The organism is Pseudomonas putida (genome assembly GCF_001636055.1).
Classification (GTDB): Bacteria; Pseudomonadota; Gammaproteobacteria; order Pseudomonadales; family Pseudomonadaceae; genus Aquipseudomonas; species Aquipseudomonas machongensis.
The window spans coordinates 3,858,564-3,875,718 of the sequence record NZ_CP011789.1 but is presented as its reverse complement, the minus strand read 5'-3'; the positions used below and the strand labels follow the sequence as shown (position 1 = coordinate 3,875,718).

The window sequence follows — 17,155 nt, the reverse complement described above, 5'->3', positions numbered from 1 at the left end:
GAAACGGGGTTATTGCCCGACGGCGGGTTGCCTAGACTGGGCTGATTGCGGGGTGTCGGTGCTGACACCTCATCCCTTCGCCCAGGAGCCAGCCCAGTGACCCCCGAACAATTCCGCCAATACGGCCACCAGCTCATCGACCTGATCGCCGACTATCGCCAGACCGTCGGCGAGCGCCCGGTGATGGCCCAGGTCGAGCCCGGCTACCTCAAGGCCGCGCTGCCCGAGGCTGCGCCGCAGCAGGGCGAGCCGTTCGCCGCCATCCTCGATGATGTCTCCAGCCTGGTGATGCCCGGCCTGTCGCACTGGCAGCATCCGGACTTCTACGGCTACTTCCCCTCCAACGGCACGCTGTCGTCGGTTCTCGGCGACTTCCTCAGCACAGGGCTTGGCGTGCTCGGCCTGTCCTGGCAGTCCAGCCCAGCCCTGAGCGAGCTGGAGGAAACCACACTCGACTGGCTGCGCCAGCTGCTGGGGCTGTCGGCGCAGTGGAGCGGGGTGATCCAGGACACGGCCTCCACCAGCACCCTGGTCGCGCTGATCAGCGCACGTGAGCGCAGCACCGACTACATCCTCGCCCGCGGCGGCCTGCAGGCCCAGGACAAACCGCTGATCGTCTACGTCAGCGCCCATGCCCACAGCTCGGTGGACAAGGCCGCGTTGCTGGCCGGGTTTGGCCGCGATAACATTCGCCAGATCCCGACCGACGAGCGCTTTGCCATGATCCCCGAAGCGCTGCAAGCCGCCATCGAGCAGGACCTGGCCGCCGGCAATCAGCCCTGCGCCGTGGTTGCCACCACCGGCACCACAGCCACCACGGCCCTGGACCCGTTGCGCCCGGTCGGTGAGATCGCCCAGGCGGCGGGGTTGTGGCTGCATGTCGATTCGGCGATGGCAGGCTCGGCGATGATCCTCCCCGAATGCCGCTGGATGTGGGACGGCATCGAGCTGGCCGACTCGGTGGTAGTCAATGCGCACAAGTGGCTGGGCGTGGCCTTCGACTGTTCGATCTATTACGTGCGCGACCCGCAGCACCTGATCCGGGTGATGAGTACCAACCCCAGCTACCTGCAGTCGTCGGTGGATGGCGAAGTGAAGAATCTGCGCGACTGGGGCATACCGCTGGGGCGGCGGTTCCGTGCGCTGAAGCTGTGGTTCATGCTGCGCAGCGAAGGGGTCGAGGCCTTGCAGCAGCGCCTGCGCCGAGACCTGGAAAATGCCCGATGGCTGGCCGAGCAGGTCGCGGCGGCGCCGGGTTGGAAACTGCTGGCGCCGGTGCAGTTGCAGACCCTGTGCATTCGGCATGAACCAGAGGGGCTGGACGGTGAGGCGCTGGATGAGCACACCCGTGGCTGGGCAGACCGGCTCAATGCTTCCGGCGATGCCTACGTGACCCCGGCCACCCTGCAAGGCCGGTGGATGGTACGGGTGTCGGTCGGCGCGCTGCCGACGGAACGGGCGGATGTGGAGCGGTTGTGGAGGAACCTGCAGGCGGTGGTCAAGGCTTGAGGTTGCCGGGGCCGCAGTGCGGCCCCGACGGCCTTACGGGCTCACCACCTCGAAGCTGCTTTTGCGGCTGGCTTCATAGGCGTCCTTTTCCAGCGGTTTGGCCTGCGGGTTACCCAGGTCTTCCATCGCCATCCGGTAGGTTTCAGGCGCCACATAGGCGGCCAGCGCACACACGCAGGTGATGGCGAATGCCAGTGCCCCGACTACCAGCCAGATATGCTCCGAACCGGGTGGGGCGACGGCTGCGAACAGTGCCGGCAGCATCGCCGTGAGCATGGTGCCGATGTTCTGTGCGATGGCCATGGCCGACACCCGGTAGCGGGTCTGGAACAGCTCGGGGTAGAAGCTTGGGAACACGGCGTTGTAGCCCTGGTAGACCATGCCCCACATCAGGATCGAGCCGACGAAGGCCAATGGCACGTTCTGGATGCTGATCGCATACAGGTAGACGAACGCCAGCAGGCCCGATCCCAGGCACCCGGCAATCATGGTCGGGCGCCGGCCGATGCGGTCCGACAGGTTGCCCACGAACGGAATCACCAGCACCGCGACGATATTGCCCACCACCGGGATCCACAGGTACACGCTCTTGTCGAAACCGATGCCGTAGGCCGGCTGCACCGCATAGGCCGCGCCGAAGATGGTGGCGACCACCGGGATCACGTTCATCAATGCCATGAACATCACCAGCACCATGTGTTTCCAGCTGTGGCGGAACGCTTCGCCGATTGGGGACTTGGCTACCTTGTCCTGTTTTTCTTCCTGAACGAATGCCGGGGTTTCGTGCACCTCCTTGCGGATGATGAAGCCTGCGATCAGCACCACTGCACTCATCAGGAACGGAATGCGCCAGCCCCATTCGTTGAACGCTTCGCTGGGCATGAAGTAGGCCAGTGGCAGGAATACCGCAGCGGCCATCACTTGGCCGGCCTGCACGCCTTGCAGCGTATAGCTGGCGTAGTAGCCGCGACGCCCGAAGGGCGCGTGCTCCATGATCATGGAACTGGCGCCGGAGATCTCTCCGGCCACGGCGAAGCCTTGGACCAGGCGCAGGACCACCAGCAAGGCAGGGGCGAGGAGGCCGATGTCGTGGTAGGTGGGCAGCAGGCCTACGGCCATGGTCGAGATGCCCATCAGGAACATGCACAGCAGCAGCACGTTCTTGCGTCCTCGCGTGTCACCCCAATGGCCGAGCACGAAGGCGCCGACCGGACGAGCCAGGTAGCCGACGCCATAGGTGGCAAGGGAGGCGATGATGGCCATCTTCGGGTCACTGGACGGGAAGAAGATCTGCGGGAAGATCAACGCTGCCGCCTGGGCATAGATGAAGAAATCGTAGTACTCGAGGGCCGAGCCGATCCACCCGCTGGCGGTGGCTTTCTTGGCCTGTGAAGAGTGGGCCATGGTGTCTCCGTTGTTCTTGTTGGTTGTCGGATGGCGGTCGCCCTCGGGCAGGCATGAGCCCGGATGGCGGCGACTGAATCCATGGTGGTCCAGGGTTCTGCGGTGAATCAATTCGCCTGGCTGGCTTTTGTTCGATTACCGAACACAAACTAACCATTTCGTACAAAGTGCATTGCCGTCCCGACTTTACCTGCGAATAATCGATCCTGCCATCGTCGAGAACAAGCAGGCTCACAGGTCAGACGAACCCGCGCCTGTACAAACAACAAGGAACTCAACATGCAGCGTTCGATCGCCACCGTCTCACTCAGCGGTACCCTGCCTGAAAAGCTCGAAGCTATCGCTGCCGCAGGCTTTGATGGCGTCGAGATCTTCGAGAACGACCTGCTCCATTACGCCGGTGCCCCGCGTGAAATTCGGCAGCGGTGTGCGGACCTGGGGCTGGCCATCACGCTGTTTCAGCCGTTTCGCGACTTCGAGGGCTGCCGCCGTGATCGTCTGCACAAGAACCTCGACCGCGCGGCGCGCAAGTTCGACCTGATGCAGGAACTGGGCACCGACCTGGTGCTGGTGTGCAGCAACGTGCAGCCCGATGCGCTGGGCGATGAGCAACTGCTGGTCGATGACCTGCGCCTGTTGGCCGAGCATGCCGGGGCGCGGGGCCTGCGCATCGGTTACGAAGCGTTGGCCTGGGGGCGTCACGTCAACACCTGGCAGCAGGTGTGGCACCTGGTGCGCAAGGCCGATCATCCGGCGCTGGGGGTGATTCTCGACAGCTTCCACACGCTCTCGCTCAAGGGCGACCCCAGTGCGATCCGCGATATTCCCGGTGAGAAGATTTTCTTCGTGCAGATGGCCGATGCGCCGATCCTGGCCATGGACGTGCTGGAGTGGAGTCGGCATTTTCGCTGTTTCCCCGGCCAGGGCGAGATGGACCTCGCAGGTTTCCTTGCGCCGATCATCGCCAGTGGGTATCGCGGCCCGCTGTCGCTTGAGGTCTTCAACGATGGCTTTCGCGCCGCACCTTCGCGTCAGAACGCCGCCGATGGTCTGCGCTCGTTGCTGTACCTGGAGGAAAAGACCCGCGTGCGGCTGGCCGAGCAGGCGGTCGCAGTGGAACCCGGCGTGCTGTTCGCACCGCCTGCGGCGAGCCGTTATGACGGGGTGGAGTTCGTCGAGTTCGCCGTAGATGACGCGGTCGGTGCACGGCTGGGTGGGTGGCTGAAGCGCCTGGGGTTCGCCGAGGCCGGTCAGCACCGCAGCAAGGCGGTCAAGCTGCTGCGCCAGGGTGATATCAATATCGTGCTCAACGCCGAACCCTATTCCTTCGCCCACAACTTCTACGAGGCTCATGGTCCATCGCTGTGCGCTGCAGCCTTGCGCGTGGATGACGCCCAGGCGGCGCTGCAACGGGCAATGGCCTATCGTGGTCAGCCATTCCGTGGCCTGGTCGGCCCCAACGAGCGGGAAATCCCGGCGGTGCGCGCGCCGGATGGCAGTCTGATCTACCTGGTGGAGCCGGCCGGGGCAGGGCAGAGCATCTACGACAGCGATTTCTGCCTCGATCCGTCGGCCACTGCCGCTGGCGGGCTGCAGCGCATCGACCACATGGCCTTGGCCTTGCCGGCCGAGGGGCTGGACAGTTGGGTGCTGTTCTACAAGAGCCTGTTCGACTTCACCGCCGACGACGAAGTGGTACTGCCCGACCCTTATGGTCTGGTCAAGAGCCGCGCCCTGCGCAGCCCGTGCGCGACGTTACGCCTGCCGCTGAACATCTCCGAGAACCGCAACACCGCCATCGCCCACGCCCTGTCGAGCTATCGTGGTTCGGGCGTGCACCATATTGCCTTCGACTGCGCCGACATCTTCGCCGAGGTCACGCGGGCCAAGGAGGCTGGCGTGCCATTGCTGGAGATCCCGATGAACTACTACGACGATCTGGCGGCGCGCTTCGAGTTCGACGATGAGTTCCTCAGCGAGCTTGCGTACTACAACGTGCTGTACGACCGCGATGCGCAGGGCGGCGAGCTGTTCCATGTATACACCGAACCGTTCGAGGGGCGTTTCTTCTTCGAGATCCTCCAGCGCAAGGGGAACTACGCGGGGTATGGCGCGGCGAACGTGGCGGTGCGCCTGGCGGCGATGGCCAAGCTGCGCGCGAGTGCGGCTGGCTAGCAAGCCGCACTCGCGCTTCCCTGCACCGCCCGGCTCACGGATAATCCCCGCACATTCCAAACAACAGCCTGTGAGTCGGTATGAGTGATCCGCAAGTCAGCCTCGGTCAGCCCGCGGGCGGGGCGCGCAAGTCGCGCAAGAACAACCCGGAGAAAACCCGCGAGGACATTCTCCAGGCTGCGATCCACGAGTTCGTCCAGCAAGGCCTGGCCGGCGCGCGGGTCGATGCGATCGCCGAGCGCACCGCCACTTCCAAGCGCATGATCTACTACTACTTCGGCAGCAAGGAACAGCTGTACCTGGAATGCCTGGTCAAGCTCTACGGCGACATCCGCAAGACCGAGCACAGCCTGGACCTGGAGTCGCTGCCGGTCGAGCAGGCGATCCGCCGGCTGGTGGAGTTCACCTTCGATCACCACGACCACAATGTCGACTTCGTACGCATCGTCTGTACCGAAAACATCCATTACGGTGAGTTCGTCAAGCAGGCGCCGGTGATCCGCGAAATGAGCAGCCTGGTGCTCGAATCACTGGCGCGCACCCTGCAGCGCGGGGTCGAGGAAGGCATGTTCCGTGCGGGCATCGAGGTCATCGACCTGCATATGCTGATGAGTTCGTTCTGCTTCTATCGGGTCTCGAACCGGCATACCTTCGGCCAGATCTTCCAGATCGACCTGGCGGACGACGCAATCAAGCTGCGCCACAAGCAGATGATCTGCGAAGCCGTGCTCAACTACATCCGCGCCTGATGCCCAGCATCGGCATCACTCGCCCAGCCGCTGCTCACGTGAAGGTGGGTAGCCGAAATACGCCGCGTAGCACTTGCTGAAGTGCGACACCGAAACGAACCCGCACGCCACCGCCACTTCCATGACCGACAGGTCCGAGTACTGCAGCAGCCGCCGGCTCTTGGTGATGCGCAGCTCCATGTAGTAGCGCCGCGGCGAGGTACCGAGCTGGGCCTGGAACAAGCGGTCGATCTGCCGACGCGAGCGGCCGCTGTAGGCGGCCAGCTGATCGAGGCTGAGGGTCTCTTCCAGGTTGTTTTCCATCAGCTCGACAATGGTGCGCAGTTGCAGGCTCATGGACTTCTTCGCCCCGGGCCCGACCTGGCGATAGCGGGCGCCGGAGAACGACAGGATCTCTTCGACACCTTCGGCCAAGGCATCGCCATACAGCCGGCGTACCAGGCCCAGCATCAGTTCCATGGCGCCATTGGGGCTGGCGGCGGTCAGGCGATCGCGATCAAGGGTGAAGCTGGCCGGCGTGATGCGCGTCTGCGGGCTGCGTTCGGCGAGGCTGGCACGCTGTTCGGGGTGGATGCTGCAACCGTAGTCGCCCAGCACCCCGGCGCGGCCGAGGAACCATGCACCGCTCCACAAGCCACCCAGGGCCATGCCGTGGGCCGCGCAGTCGCCCAGCAGGCGGTCGAGCTCGGGGTATTTGAGCGGGGTGCGCAGGCCGGCGCAGATGACCAGGAGGTCGGGCTCCTTGAGCTTGCGCGGGTCCAGCTCGCTGGCCACCAGTTCCAGCCCCAGGTCACTCAGCACTCGGTCACCTTCGAGCGACAGCGGGGTGAAGCGGAAACTGTCGGCTCGCAGCAGGTTGGCGGTGACCAGCACGTCCATCGCCACGGTGAAACTGGCCATGGAAAAATGCTCGAGCAGAACGAAGTCGACGCGGTACGGCACCTGTTCGTCGCTGGCGCCGGATTTGAGCCGCAACATGTTACTGGTGCTAGTCTTCTTGCTGAACTGGCGAGGCGTGGGCACAGCGGACTCCGTTTCCTTCGATGGCGCAGGGAGTGTGCTGGGAGTTGCGGGGAAAGACAATCACTGGCCGGATAATGCCGCGTACCCTGCACTGGCGGTACGCGGATTGGAATGAACCCTTGGCGCCTGGCGTGAACAAATGCATTACATGCTCACAGGAGAACGCTCATGGAAATCGGAACGGTCTGGATCCTCGTCGCAGTGCTGGTGATTCTTCTGCAGATCTGGGCGATATGGCACATCATCGGCAGCGAGCGCCGTGCCGAGCGCAAGATGTTGTGGGTCGTGTTCGTGGTTTGGGCGCCGTTCCCCGGCCTGTTGTTCTGGGCCTGGCGCGGGCCGCGGGCGGTGAAGGGCAGGGCCGTGCTGGAAGAGAAATGAGCCTTGCCTGGCGCCTGTCGCAAGGACAGGCGCCACGGACTTGGATCTCGGTGCCGATCCCTGGAAAAACCTGTCTGGGCGGGTAGAATCGGCGCTCCTGCCTTCAGCGAGCCTGCCCCTATGTCAGCGCCGTCACTCGAGCTGTTCCCGACCGGCCCTGAACACGCCGAAATCATCCGCAATCTTTATCAGTTCTATGCCTACGAGTCCTCGGACTGGGAGCAGGAAGACGTCGAGGCGGATGGACGTTTCTACCTGCACGAGGCGCACATGGCGCGCTACTGGCAATCGTCCGGTTGGGGCGCCAGCCTGGTGCTGGTCGACGGCTTCATCGCCGGTTTCGTGCTGGTCGAGCGTAGCGAGCTGCCAGGGGTCGAGGCCCTCGAGCTGGCCGACCTGTTCATCCTCAAGCGCTACCGCCGTCAAGGCATTGGCCGTGCAATAGCGTGCCAGATGCTCTGCAGTGGCGCGCATGACTGGCTGTTGCGCTGCTATCGGCAAGATGAAGCGGCCATGGCCTTTTGCAGCCGCGTCGTCGCCGAGTTGCCGCGCGCCGTGCAGGCAATCGCGCCGGAAGATGACCCGCAGTTGCACACATGGCGTGTCGCGGCGGTGCGTCACTGAGGTCCAGCAAGCGCGAATTTTTGTGATCCACTTCACAAAATCCTGTCGCTCAAAGGCATAATGCCAGTATCTTGAAAAACGGCCCCGCAGGTTCAGGAAGAATGCCATGTCGCTAGTCGCGAGCCCCGACGTCATGTACCGGTTGTTGATCCAGAGCGTGGTGGACTATGCCATCTACCTGCTGACCCCGGAGGGGGTGGTCGCCAACTGGAACCCGGGGGCGCAGCGCGCCAAGGGCTATGAGGCCGCCGAGGTTGTCGGGCAGCACTACTCGCTGTTCTACAGCGAGGCGGACCGCTCTGCCGGCCTGCCGCAAGCCAACCTCGAGCAGGCGCGCCGCTGTGGTCGTTTCGAGGAGCATGGCTGGCGCCTGCGCAAGGACGGCAGCCTGCTGCGCGCGCATGTGGTGATCGAGGCGGTGCATGACGACGACGGGCAACTGGTGGGTTTCGCCAAGATCACCCGTGATTGCACCGAGCAGTACCATGCACAGATGGCTCAGCGCGAGCAGGAGCGGCATTTCCGCCTGCTGGTGCAGGGCGTGCGCGACTATGCCATCTATATGCTCGACAGCGCCGGCCATGTGATCAACTGGAACGCCGGGGCCGAGCGAGCCAAGGGCTACAAGGCCGATGAAATCGTCGGCCAGCATTTCTCGGTGTTCTACACCCATGAAGACCGCGTCGGCGGCCTGCCCGAACTGGGGCTGGAGACGGCACGTCGGGAAGGGCGCTTCCAGGCCGAAGGTGTACGCCAGCGCAAGGACGGCTCGCATTTCTGGACCAGCGTGGTGATCGAGGCCATCCATGACGAGGACAGCGGCCAACTGATCGGTTTCGCCAAGGTGACCCGTGACATCTCCGAGCGTCGCCGCTACGAGCTGGAGCTGCTGCAGGCCAAGGAGCTGGCCGAGCAGTACAGCCAGGAGATGAGTACCTTGTCGCAGTTTCTCGATTCGGTGATCGCCAATATTCCAGCCTGTGTCATCGTCCAGGACCTGGTCAGCCAGCGCATCCTGTTGGCCAACCAGCAGGCCGAGCGCTTGTTCGGTGGCCAGGGGGCGAGCCTGATCGGCACGCTGCCCGCAGATTGCGCGGTGCCGGCTGCCGCCGAGTTCCTCGAGCAGCAACTGGCGCGCGGCGCACGCAGTACCAAGGGCTACGCCGCTGAAACCCGTGTCGAAACCGTCGCGGGAGCTCGCACCCTGCGCAGCCGCGCGCTGCTCAGCCAGAACCGCGACAACCAGGCCGATTACGTGCTGTTCATCGCCGAGGACGCTACTGAAGAACTGGCAGCCCACGCGCAGATCCACCACATGGCCCATCACGATGCGCTGACCGGCCTGCCCAATCGCACGCTGTTCCATGAGCGCCTCAAGCAGGCGCTGGCGCGCGGCGAGGACAGTGGCAAGCTGACCGCCACCTTGTGCCTGGACCTGGACAACTTCAAGAACATCAACGACTCCCTCGGCCATGCCTTCGGCGACAAACTGCTGCGTGCCCTGGGCAAGCGCCTGCGTCGAGAGCTGCGCGAGCACGACACCTTGGCTCGGCTAGGCGGGGATGAGTTCGCCGTGGTTCTGGCCGGGCTGGACAACCGCGAGGCGGCCTGCAATACCGCCCGGCGCCTGATCGATGCGATCTGCCCGCCGTTCCAGATCGAAGGGCACCAGTTCGCTGTCGGTGTGAGCATTGGTATTGCCTTTGCGCCCGAGGACCAGGACAACGCCGAGCAACTGCTCGGCTACGCCGACATGGCCCTGTACGAAGCCAAGCGCAATGGCCGCAACCGCTACGAGTGCTTCCATGTCGAACTCGACGTTGCCGCTCGCCAGCGCCGCCTGGTGGAGACCGACCTGCGCACAGCCCTGCACCTGGGGCAATTGCAATTGCACTACCAGCCGGTGGTGGACCAGCAGTGCAACAGCGTCACCGGCTACGAGGCGCTACTGCGCTGGGAGCACCCCAGCCGTGGCCTGATCATGCCCATGGATTTCATTCCCATCGCCGAGGAGACCGGGCTGATCCACGAGATTGGCGCCCGTGTGTTGAATCTCGCCTGCCAGGAGGCGGCGACCTGGGAAGGGCAGGAGGTGGTGTCGGTCAACCTGTCGCCGGTGCAGTTCAAGAACACTGGGCTGGCGCACACCGTTTCCCTGGCACTGTCGGACTCAGGGCTTGCCCCGCATCGTCTGGAGCTGGAGATCACCGAGTCGGTGCTGCTGGGCAACAGCGAGGAGAACGTGCGGATCCTGCGGGAGCTGAAGGAGCTTGGCGTGTCGATCTCGCTGGACGATTTCGGCACCGGCTATTCGTCGCTGGGTTACCTGCGCTCATTCCCGTTCGACCGGATCAAGATCGACAAATCCTTCGTCCACGACATGTGCGACAGTCGCGAGGCGATGTCGATCATCCGCGCGATCACCGAGCTGTCCAACAGCCTGAAGATCAAGACTACGGCCGAGGGCGTGGAGTCGGCCGAGCAGATGGAGCGCCTGGCGGCAGAAGGGTGTTCGCATTTCCAGGGCTATTTCTATGGGCGACCGGCACCGGCCAGCGAGCGTCTGAAGACGCCGGGCAGGATTGTCAGGGACTGAGGAACGGTGTCTGCTTCGCGGATAAACTCGCCCTGACGCGGGCAAAAACACTTGCCATCCGGCGCCCCATCTCTTCTAAACTCGCAAGGTTCGTCTTACCCAGAGATCCGCATGACCACCCGCACCCCGCTGTCCGGCGTCAACCACCCCTTGCGCGGCATCGCCCTGGTGGTGGCCGCGACTTTCCTGTTCGCCAGCCACGATGGGCTGTCGAAATTCCTCGGTGGTATCTACCCGGTGATCATGGTGGTCTGGGCGCGCTATGTGGTGCATACGCTGCTGATGGCCGGCATCTTCATGCCCCAGGCGGGGCTGCGTGTGCTGCGCACCCGGCGTCCGTTGCTGCAGACCTTGCGTGCCTTGAGCCTGCTCAGCACCAGCCTGTTGTTCACGGCGGGCCTGCAGTACCTGCCGCTGGCCGAGGCCACGTCGGTCAACTTTCTCGCCCCGGTGCTGGTCACTGCGCTGTCGGCTCCGCTGCTCAAGGAGCGGGTCACGCTCGGCCAGTGGCTGGCGGTAGTGATGGGGTTCATCGGGGTACTGGTGGTGGTGCATCCGGGCGGGGCGATGTTCACCCCGGCGATCCTGTTTCCCTTCGGTTCGGCCCTGGGTTTCTGCTTCTACCAGCTGCTGACCCGGATTCTGGCCGCCCATGACAGCCCAACCACCAGCAACTTCTACGCAGGCCTGTGCAACACCCTGATCATGAGTGCGCTGGTGCCGTTCTTCTGGCAGACACCGCAATGGCAACACGTACTGCTGATGCTCGCCCTTGGCGGTTGCGGCATGACCGCCCACCTGCTGCTGACCAAGGCCTTCCGCCATGCCGCTCCGGCACTGCTGGCGCCGTTCAGCTACTGCCAGATCGTGTTTGCGGGTGTGCTGGGCCTGGTGGTATTCGGCCAGGTGCCGGACACCACCAGTATCGTGGGCATCGCCATCATCTGCCTGAGCGGCCTTGGTGCCGCCTGGATGCAGCGGCGCAAGTGACCGTCAGCCTTTGACCAGGGCCTTGAGCGAAGCGTCGAAGCTGCGCAGGGCGTCGGCCTGCACGTTTTGCTCGACCTGCAACTGGCGGGCGACATTCGCCGTGTCGCTGGGCAGCGCTTCACGGGCCTGGCCTTCGGCGCGGCCGATGTAGGTCAGTTGGTCGTCGTAGAAGCGTGCGACCACCTGGGTTTCGATGTCCGGGCTGGTGGCGCTGGCGAGCCGGCTCTGGGCATCGAGCAGCACGATCACGTCGGGGCGATCGGCGAGCAGGGTGTCCAGATCGTCGTAGAAGGTGACCTCGGCGAAGGTTTGCGCCAGCGACTGGGCCAGCCAGCCATAAGCCTGGCTGCCACCGTTGAGCGTGGCCACTTGCACGGCACGCGAGGCGCCAGGCACTGAAGGAGGGACCTCGCGATGGCGCTGCAGGTAGTCCAGGGTGGCAGCGGCATTGCGGCCCAACAGCACGGCGACGTGTTGGCCCGGTTTCAGCGACACGCTGGACAACTCGGTGGCCGAGTAGAAGTGACCGTAGGGTTGCGCCACCTGCGAGTTGGTCGAGGCGGCACAGCCACCCAGAGCGGCCAGCAGGGCCAAAATCGCGGCGAGCATGCCGCCTTTGCTGATCGATGCCATGATCGATGCCTCATCGAAGGTTCAATGAAGCCATCTTCCGCCTCCGGGCCCAGCGGTGGAACTTGAAGATATTCATGGTCGCTATCGACGATGTCGATGGGGCGCGGCTGCCTCGTCTGCCTGACAGACCCAGCCTATCGCCCTTCAATAGTCGCTCTATTAGACCTCTGCCCATGCTGGGCTAGTCTTTCCCGTGGCCTCGCGATTTGCGCGTGCAGCGCCGCGGGCCTGCGTCGGCAACAGACCGACCACCCCCTGATGAAGAGAAGGCACGAGCCTTGCGGCTCGGGCTGCAGAACACCTGGCATAGACCAGAAATCTGGACAACCGACCCATAAGGTACCCGCAGATGTCGAACGAATCGAAATGCCCGTTCCATCAAACCGCAGGCGGCGGCACCACCAACCGTGACTGGTGGCCCGATCAGCTCAACCTCAGGATTCTCCACCAGCATGGCAGCCAGTCCGATCCGATGGACCCGGATTTCGATTATGCCAAGGCGTTCAAGAGCCTTGACTTCCAAGCCCTGAAAAGAGACCTCACCGCGTTGATGACCGACTCCCAGGACTGGTGGCCTGCGGATTTTGGCCACTATGGCCCGCTGTTCGTCCGCATGGCCTGGCATAGCGCAGGCACCTACCGCATCGCGGACGGCCGCGGTGGCGCGGGCTCCGGTCAGCAGCGCTTCGCCCCGCTCAACAGCTGGCCCGACAACGTCAGCCTGGACAAGGCCCGGCGGCTGCTGTGGCCGATCAAGCAGAAATACGGCAACAAGATTTCCTGGGCCGACCTGATCGTGCTCACCGGCAACGTCGCGCTGGAGTCGATGGGCTTCAAGACCTTCGGCTTCTCTGGAGGCCGCGCCGATGTCTGGGAGCCGGACGAAGATGTGTACTGGGGCTCGGAGAAGGTCTGGCTGGGGGGCGACACCCGCTACGGCAAGGCCCAGCCGCCCGGTAAAGGTGATCTGGTGGCCGAGCCTGCCAAGCACGCAGAGGAGCAAAGTCGCACCGAGCCGGCAGGGCGCAACCTTGAAAACCCGCTGGCAGCCGTGCAGATGGGCTTGATCTACGTAAACCCCGAAGGCCCGGAGGGCAATCCTGACCCGGTCGCTTCGGGCAAGGACATTCGCGAGACCTTCGGCCGCATGGCGATGAATGACGAAGAGACCGTGGCCCTGATCGCGGGCGGCCACGCCTTCGGCAAGACCCACGGTGCAGGCCCTGCGGACAACGTCGGTGCCGAACCTGAAGCCGCAGGGCTCGAGCTTCAAGGGCTGGGTTGGGCCAACACGTTTGGCACTGGCAAGGGTGGCGATACCATCACCAGCGGCCTGGAAGTGACCTGGACCTCGACCCCGACCCGCTGGAGCAACGAATACCTGAACAACCTGTTCAACTTCGAGTGGGAACTGACCAAGAGCCCGGCGGGCGCCCATCAATGGCGTCCCAAGGATGGCAAAGGGGCCAACAGCGTGCCCGATGCCCACGATCCGGCCAAGCGCCATTCACCGATGATGCTCACCTCTGACCTGGCCTTGCGCTTCGACCCGATCTACGAGCCGATCGCCCGGCGTTTCAAGGAGCATCCCGAGCAACTGGCCGACGCCTTCGCCCGTGCCTGGTACAAGCTGATCCACCGTGACATGGGGCCGCTGGCCCGTTACCTGGGCCCGGAAAACCCGCAGGAAGAACTGCTCTGGCAGGACCCGATCCCCAAGGTCGATCACCCGCTGGTAGACGAGCAGGACATCACGGCGCTCAAGGCCAAGGTGCTGGCCTCGGGCCTGAGCGTTGCCGAGCTTGTGTCCACCGCCTGGGCGGCAGCTTCGACCTTCCGTGGTTCGGACAAGCGCGGTGGCGCCAACGGCGGGCGTCTGCGCCTGGAACCTCAGCGCTCCTGGGTCGCCAACCAGCCTCAGCAATTGGACAAGGTGCTCAAGGTGCTGGAGAAAATCCAGGGCGAATTCAACAGCGGCGGCAAGAAGATTTCGCTGGCCGACCTGATCGTGCTGGCGGGCTCCGCTGCGGTCGAGAAGGCCGCCCAGGACGCTGGGCACACTGTCAGCGTGCCGTTCCGGCCGGGTCGCACCGATGCCTCCCAGGAGCAGACGGATGTCGAGTCGTTCGCCGTGCTGGAGCCGCTGGCAGACGGCCTGCGCAACTTCACCAAGGCCAGGTACAGCGTCAAGGCCGAGAAGCTGCTGCTGGACAAGGCCCAGTTGCTGACCCTCACCGCGCCGGAACTGACCGTGCTGGTCGGTGGCCTGCGGGTGTTGGGCGCCAACCATGGTGGCAGCCAGCATGGGGTGTTCACCGACAAGCCTGGCACCTTGAGCAACGATTTCTTCCGCAACCTGCTGGACATGAGCGTGGAATGGAAGCCGACCTCGGCTGACAACGAGACCTTCGAAGGCCGTGACCGCAAGACCGGGCAGGTGAAATGGACCGGCACGCGGGTCGACCTGGTGTTTGGTTCTCACGCCCAGTTGCGGGCGTTGAGCGAGGTGTACGGCAGCAGCGATGCCAAGGAGAAATTCGTCAAGGACTTCGTGGCGGCGTGGGTGAAGGTGATGGAGTTGGATCGTTTCGAATTAAATCGCGGGGTGTAGAGGTGATGTTGCCATAACGTTGGCATTACCCGAACAAGGTGCTTCTGCGCGCCCTCCGGCTCCCACACCAGCGGAGGGCGTCCAGCGCCCATCAACCTAGCATCCTTACCAATACCGGCTACCGGCCACGATTTCGAGGTTCAGAATGTTCCAATGACTACAAAGCAACCCGACTGGGAGGCGATCAAGCGAGCCTCTCCGGCCGGGCTGAGTGTGGTCAGGCCCGAGAGGCCTAGTTTTTACTGCACGTACTTGACGGTCGCGCTAACCAGCAACTGATCGTTTACTGTGACTTTGCAAAAGCGCTTCGTGACTGTTTTGTTATCATTCGCGAGCGTGGGGGCGCATTGCAAGAGCACCTTTTTGCCCTCCCAATCCTTAGTGACACCAGAAGTCGTTGCGCTCGCATACTCTTTCATGAATTTGCGATTCCAAGGCCCGAAAAAGACCTCCGGCTCGCCGCCTCCGAAGAAACCAGACTCATCAGTGGCGCAGATCGTACCTTCCACCCGTTTGCCGTCGATGATATTGGCATCGGTATAGCAATTCATCTGACCGTTCCAGGCGTCTAGATCCACTGGGCCCCTGTTAACCCAAGTGGGCGCGGTAACGCATCCCGAGAGAGTTGCGACTGCGAGAGCGCCAAGGCAGATGCATTTCATGCAAGACATTGAATTGAGCTTCCTTACTTTTTGAAGCCGCCACCAATACTCGTAATACCCCACAATTTCAAGTTCAGAGTGATCCATGGGAAGGCCATACTCTCCATCATCACTTTCGACCTGTCCGAGCTTTCCTACTTCGGTATCCTTCTGACACCAGCATCCTGGCGTAGTAGGGCAACTCGTCCCTGAGCGCTTGTTGGCATCCATTGGTCCTTGCGTGCAAAAGAAGCCCGGCGCTTGGCCGGGCTTGGGGTTACCTGCTGTTCAGAGGCTTGGTGCCTGTATCGTCGCACGTAGCTGGGCTAGATCCTTGGACGGTATGACATAGGTTCTAGACAGCATGTCACCGATCCGCTGGCACCGTGCGGACTGCGTATAGATGAAGATCGTTATGATCCCCAGAGGTACGTCAATGTGTCTCATGAACCCTCGGATCAGAGCTTGAACAAGCGTTGGTGGCCCGCCTGCTCTGTTGATGACGGCCAGTCCAAAGACGTACTTTCCTGGTGTTCTACCTTTGAAAAGCCACTCGCACAGGGGATATAGGAATAGATAGACGAAGACCAGTTCAAGCCCTGCGAACAATAGGGTCTCTTGATTAGCAAGCCACAGGCCGAGGAGGACGATTGTTCCGTAATCGATGATGTACGCCCCTATGCGTTTCATTAGAAGGGACGTTCTTGAGACTTCCATCAGGTGCTCCGTGCTGTGGTATTTGTCATGCGAGAAGGGCTCAGTGCTTGGCCGGGCTTGGTTTATCTTGGCTTATTCACGGGCTCCCTTGCCCTGAGGGCTCTACTGTATCTAGCCGGTAAAGCAATCGCCATCACCCGGCTCAGGCGACAGCCTTCTGCGCCTCGGCCACCTTGGGTTTCGCCGGCTTGAGCCGCGATACCCCCAGCAACACCAGGACCAGCCCGGCAATCTGGTAGCCCGAGATCGCCTCGCTGAGGATGGCCCAGGACGCCAGCATGGTCAGCACCGGCCCGAGGTTGCCGACCGCCGCAGTGTGTGTCGGGCCAAGGCGCTGGATCGCCAGGGCCACCCAGTAGATCGGCAGTACCGTGGAAAACAGCGCCATCATCGCCGCGTTGGCCCACACCGCAGCGGGCAATTGCGCCAACTGGGTGACATCCGCCACCAACAGGTAGTGCGCCAGCACCATCAGCGACGAGGCCGAACCACACAGCCCGGCCATGCGCATCGAGCCCATACGCTTGAGCATCATTCCGGTACCGGAGTAATACAGCGCGTAGGTGACGGCGCTGGCGAACACCCACAGCGACCCCACCAGCACTGCGTGCCCTCCGCCGGCGGTGCCCAGGTCATGCACGAAGGCGATCCCCAGCCCCAGGTAGCACAACCCCATCGCCACCAGGGTGCGCGGGGTAGGGCGCTCACGCAGGGCGATGGCCTGGAAGATCAGCACCAGGGTCGGGTAGGTGAACAGAATCAGGCGTTCCAGCCCCGCGCTGATGAACTGCAAACCGTAGAAATCGAACAGGCTCGACAGGTAGTAGCCCAGCAGTCCGAGCACAGCCACGCGAAACCCGTCACCCAGGGTCAGCGGGGTACTCGCCGAGCCACGACTGGCCCACACCAACCAGGCGAACAGCGGCAGCGACAGGCCCATGCGCAACGCCAGCAAGGTGACTGCATCCACAGGCCCCGCGGCGTAGGCGAGTTTGACGAAGATCGCCTTGAAGCTGAAGCCAAGGGCGGCCAGGACGGCATAGAGGCTTCCGCTTTGCAGGTGTCGCTCAAGTGAGGTACGCAGGCTGTTCATGCTGAATCC

At 63.2% G+C, this 17,155-nt stretch carries 14 protein-coding genes; 8 read left to right on the top strand and 6 right to left on the bottom strand.

Features of this window, described 5'->3' with window-relative positions; translation table 11 throughout:
* Positions 1-96: 96 nt before the first annotated feature.
* Entirely contained in the window at positions 97-1,509 is a 1,413-nt protein-coding gene (locus AB688_RS17150) for a DOPA decarboxylase (protein ID WP_063545254.1), read from the top strand.
* Positions 1,510-1,542: 33 nt separating this feature from the next.
* On the opposite strand, the gene AB688_RS17145 is transcribed toward AB688_RS17150, so the two are convergent.
* Positions 1,543-2,913 carry an MFS transporter gene (locus AB688_RS17145; protein ID WP_054891558.1) on the bottom strand — a complete coding sequence of 457 codons (1,371 nt, stop codon included), beginning with the start codon at positions 2,911-2,913 and terminating at the stop codon, positions 1,543-1,545.
* A 279-nt stretch (positions 2,914-3,192) separates the two neighbouring features.
* On the opposite strand from AB688_RS17145, the gene quiC reads away from it, so the two are divergent.
* Positions 3,193-5,088, top strand: coding sequence for a 3-dehydroshikimate dehydratase QuiC (quiC, locus tag AB688_RS17140; RefSeq protein ID WP_063545253.1), 1,896 nt, complete (start codon positions 3,193-3,195; stop codon positions 5,086-5,088).
* An 80-nt stretch (positions 5,089-5,168) separates the two neighbouring features.
* Positions 5,169-5,837 carry a TetR/AcrR family transcriptional regulator gene (locus AB688_RS17135; RefSeq protein WP_063545252.1) on the top strand — a complete coding sequence of 223 codons (669 nt, stop codon included), beginning with the start codon at positions 5,169-5,171 and terminating at the stop codon, positions 5,835-5,837.
* Positions 5,838-5,852: 15 nt separating this feature from the next.
* On the opposite strand, the gene AB688_RS17130 is transcribed toward AB688_RS17135, so the two are convergent.
* Positions 5,853-6,860, bottom strand: a complete 1,008-nt coding sequence (locus AB688_RS17130) for a GlxA family transcriptional regulator (protein WP_054891555.1) — start codon at positions 6,858-6,860, stop codon at positions 5,853-5,855.
* 168 nt (positions 6,861-7,028) lie between these two features.
* On the opposite strand from AB688_RS17130, the gene AB688_RS17125 reads away from it, so the two are divergent.
* The 4 genes from AB688_RS17125 (at position 7,029) to AB688_RS17110 (ending at position 11,451) form a co-directional block, all read left to right on the top strand.
* Positions 7,029-7,241 carry a PLDc N-terminal domain-containing protein gene (locus AB688_RS17125; protein WP_054891554.1) on the top strand — a complete coding sequence of 71 codons (213 nt, stop codon included), beginning with the start codon at positions 7,029-7,031 and terminating at the stop codon, positions 7,239-7,241.
* Between the two features lie 120 nt (positions 7,242-7,361).
* A complete protein-coding gene (locus tag AB688_RS17120; protein WP_063545251.1) occupies positions 7,362-7,865 on the top strand; it encodes a GNAT family N-acetyltransferase in 504 nt (167 codons plus the stop codon).
* A 106-nt stretch (positions 7,866-7,971) separates the two neighbouring features.
* Positions 7,972-10,461 carry an EAL and GGDEF domain-containing protein gene (locus AB688_RS17115; protein WP_081255255.1) on the top strand — a complete coding sequence of 830 codons (2,490 nt, stop codon included), beginning with the start codon at positions 7,972-7,974 and terminating at the stop codon, positions 10,459-10,461.
* Positions 10,462-10,572: 111 nt separating this feature from the next.
* Positions 10,573-11,451, top strand: coding sequence for a DMT family transporter (locus AB688_RS17110; protein ID WP_054891552.1), 879 nt, complete (start codon positions 10,573-10,575; stop codon positions 11,449-11,451).
* Positions 11,452-11,454: 3 nt separating this feature from the next.
* Here the strand turns inward: AB688_RS17110 and AB688_RS17105 are convergent, their stop codons facing one another.
* Positions 11,455-12,084 (bottom strand): hypothetical protein, encoded by a 630-nt coding sequence (locus tag AB688_RS17105; protein WP_063545250.1) that lies wholly within the window; start codon positions 12,082-12,084, stop codon positions 11,455-11,457.
* Positions 12,085-12,433: 349 nt separating this feature from the next.
* On the opposite strand from AB688_RS17105, the gene katG reads away from it, so the two are divergent.
* Positions 12,434-14,695 (top strand): catalase/peroxidase HPI, encoded by a 2,262-nt coding sequence (gene katG, locus AB688_RS17100; RefSeq protein WP_063545249.1) that lies wholly within the window; start codon positions 12,434-12,436, stop codon positions 14,693-14,695.
* Positions 14,696-14,934: 239 nt separating this feature from the next.
* Here katG and AB688_RS17095 read toward each other — a convergent pair whose 3' ends face one another.
* From AB688_RS17095 to AB688_RS17085, 3 genes are all read right to left on the bottom strand, one after another.
* Positions 14,935-15,246, bottom strand: coding sequence for a hypothetical protein (locus AB688_RS17095; RefSeq protein WP_081255254.1), 312 nt, complete (start codon positions 15,244-15,246; stop codon positions 14,935-14,937).
* A gap of 378 nt (positions 15,247-15,624) precedes the next feature.
* Positions 15,625-16,053: an RDD family protein gene (locus AB688_RS17090; protein ID WP_063545247.1), complete on the bottom strand. Its 429-nt coding sequence runs from the start codon at positions 16,051-16,053 to the stop codon at positions 15,625-15,627.
* A gap of 142 nt (positions 16,054-16,195) precedes the next feature.
* The gene (locus AB688_RS17085) at positions 16,196-17,146 is read right to left on the bottom strand and encodes a DMT family transporter (RefSeq protein WP_063545246.1); all 951 of its coding nucleotides are present in this window, start codon (positions 17,144-17,146) and stop codon (positions 16,196-16,198) included.
* Positions 17,147-17,155: the final 9 nt, after the last annotated feature.

Excerpts from the sequence above, each read along its gene's own strand:
- katG (WP_063545249.1), top strand. The coding sequence starts at position 12,434 with ATGTCGAACGAATCGAAATGCCCGTTCCATCAAACCGCAGGCGGCGGC.
- AB688_RS17145 (WP_054891558.1), bottom strand. The coding sequence starts at position 2,913 with ATGGCCCACTCTTCACAGGCCAAGAAAGCCACCGCCAGCGGGTGGATC.
- quiC (WP_063545253.1), top strand. The coding sequence starts at position 3,193 with ATGCAGCGTTCGATCGCCACCGTCTCACTCAGCGGTACCCTGCCTGAA.
- AB688_RS17085 (WP_063545246.1), bottom strand. The coding sequence starts at position 17,146 with ATGAACAGCCTGCGTACCTCACTTGAGCGACACCTGCAAAGCGGAAGC.
- AB688_RS17090 (WP_063545247.1), bottom strand. The coding sequence starts at position 16,053 with ATGGAAGTCTCAAGAACGTCCCTTCTAATGAAACGCATAGGGGCGTAC.
- AB688_RS17110 (WP_054891552.1), top strand. The coding sequence starts at position 10,573 with ATGACCACCCGCACCCCGCTGTCCGGCGTCAACCACCCCTTGCGCGGC.
- AB688_RS17135 (WP_063545252.1), top strand. The coding sequence starts at position 5,169 with ATGAGTGATCCGCAAGTCAGCCTCGGTCAGCCCGCGGGCGGGGCGCGC.
- AB688_RS17120 (WP_063545251.1), top strand. The coding sequence starts at position 7,362 with ATGTCAGCGCCGTCACTCGAGCTGTTCCCGACCGGCCCTGAACACGCC.
- AB688_RS17105 (WP_063545250.1), bottom strand. The coding sequence starts at position 12,084 with ATGGCATCGATCAGCAAAGGCGGCATGCTCGCCGCGATTTTGGCCCTG.
- AB688_RS17115 (WP_081255255.1), top strand. The coding sequence starts at position 7,972 with ATGTCGCTAGTCGCGAGCCCCGACGTCATGTACCGGTTGTTGATCCAG.
- AB688_RS17095 (WP_081255254.1), bottom strand. The coding sequence starts at position 15,246 with ATGAATTGCTATACCGATGCCAATATCATCGACGGCAAACGGGTGGAA.
- AB688_RS17125 (WP_054891554.1), top strand. The coding sequence starts at position 7,029 with ATGGAAATCGGAACGGTCTGGATCCTCGTCGCAGTGCTGGTGATTCTT.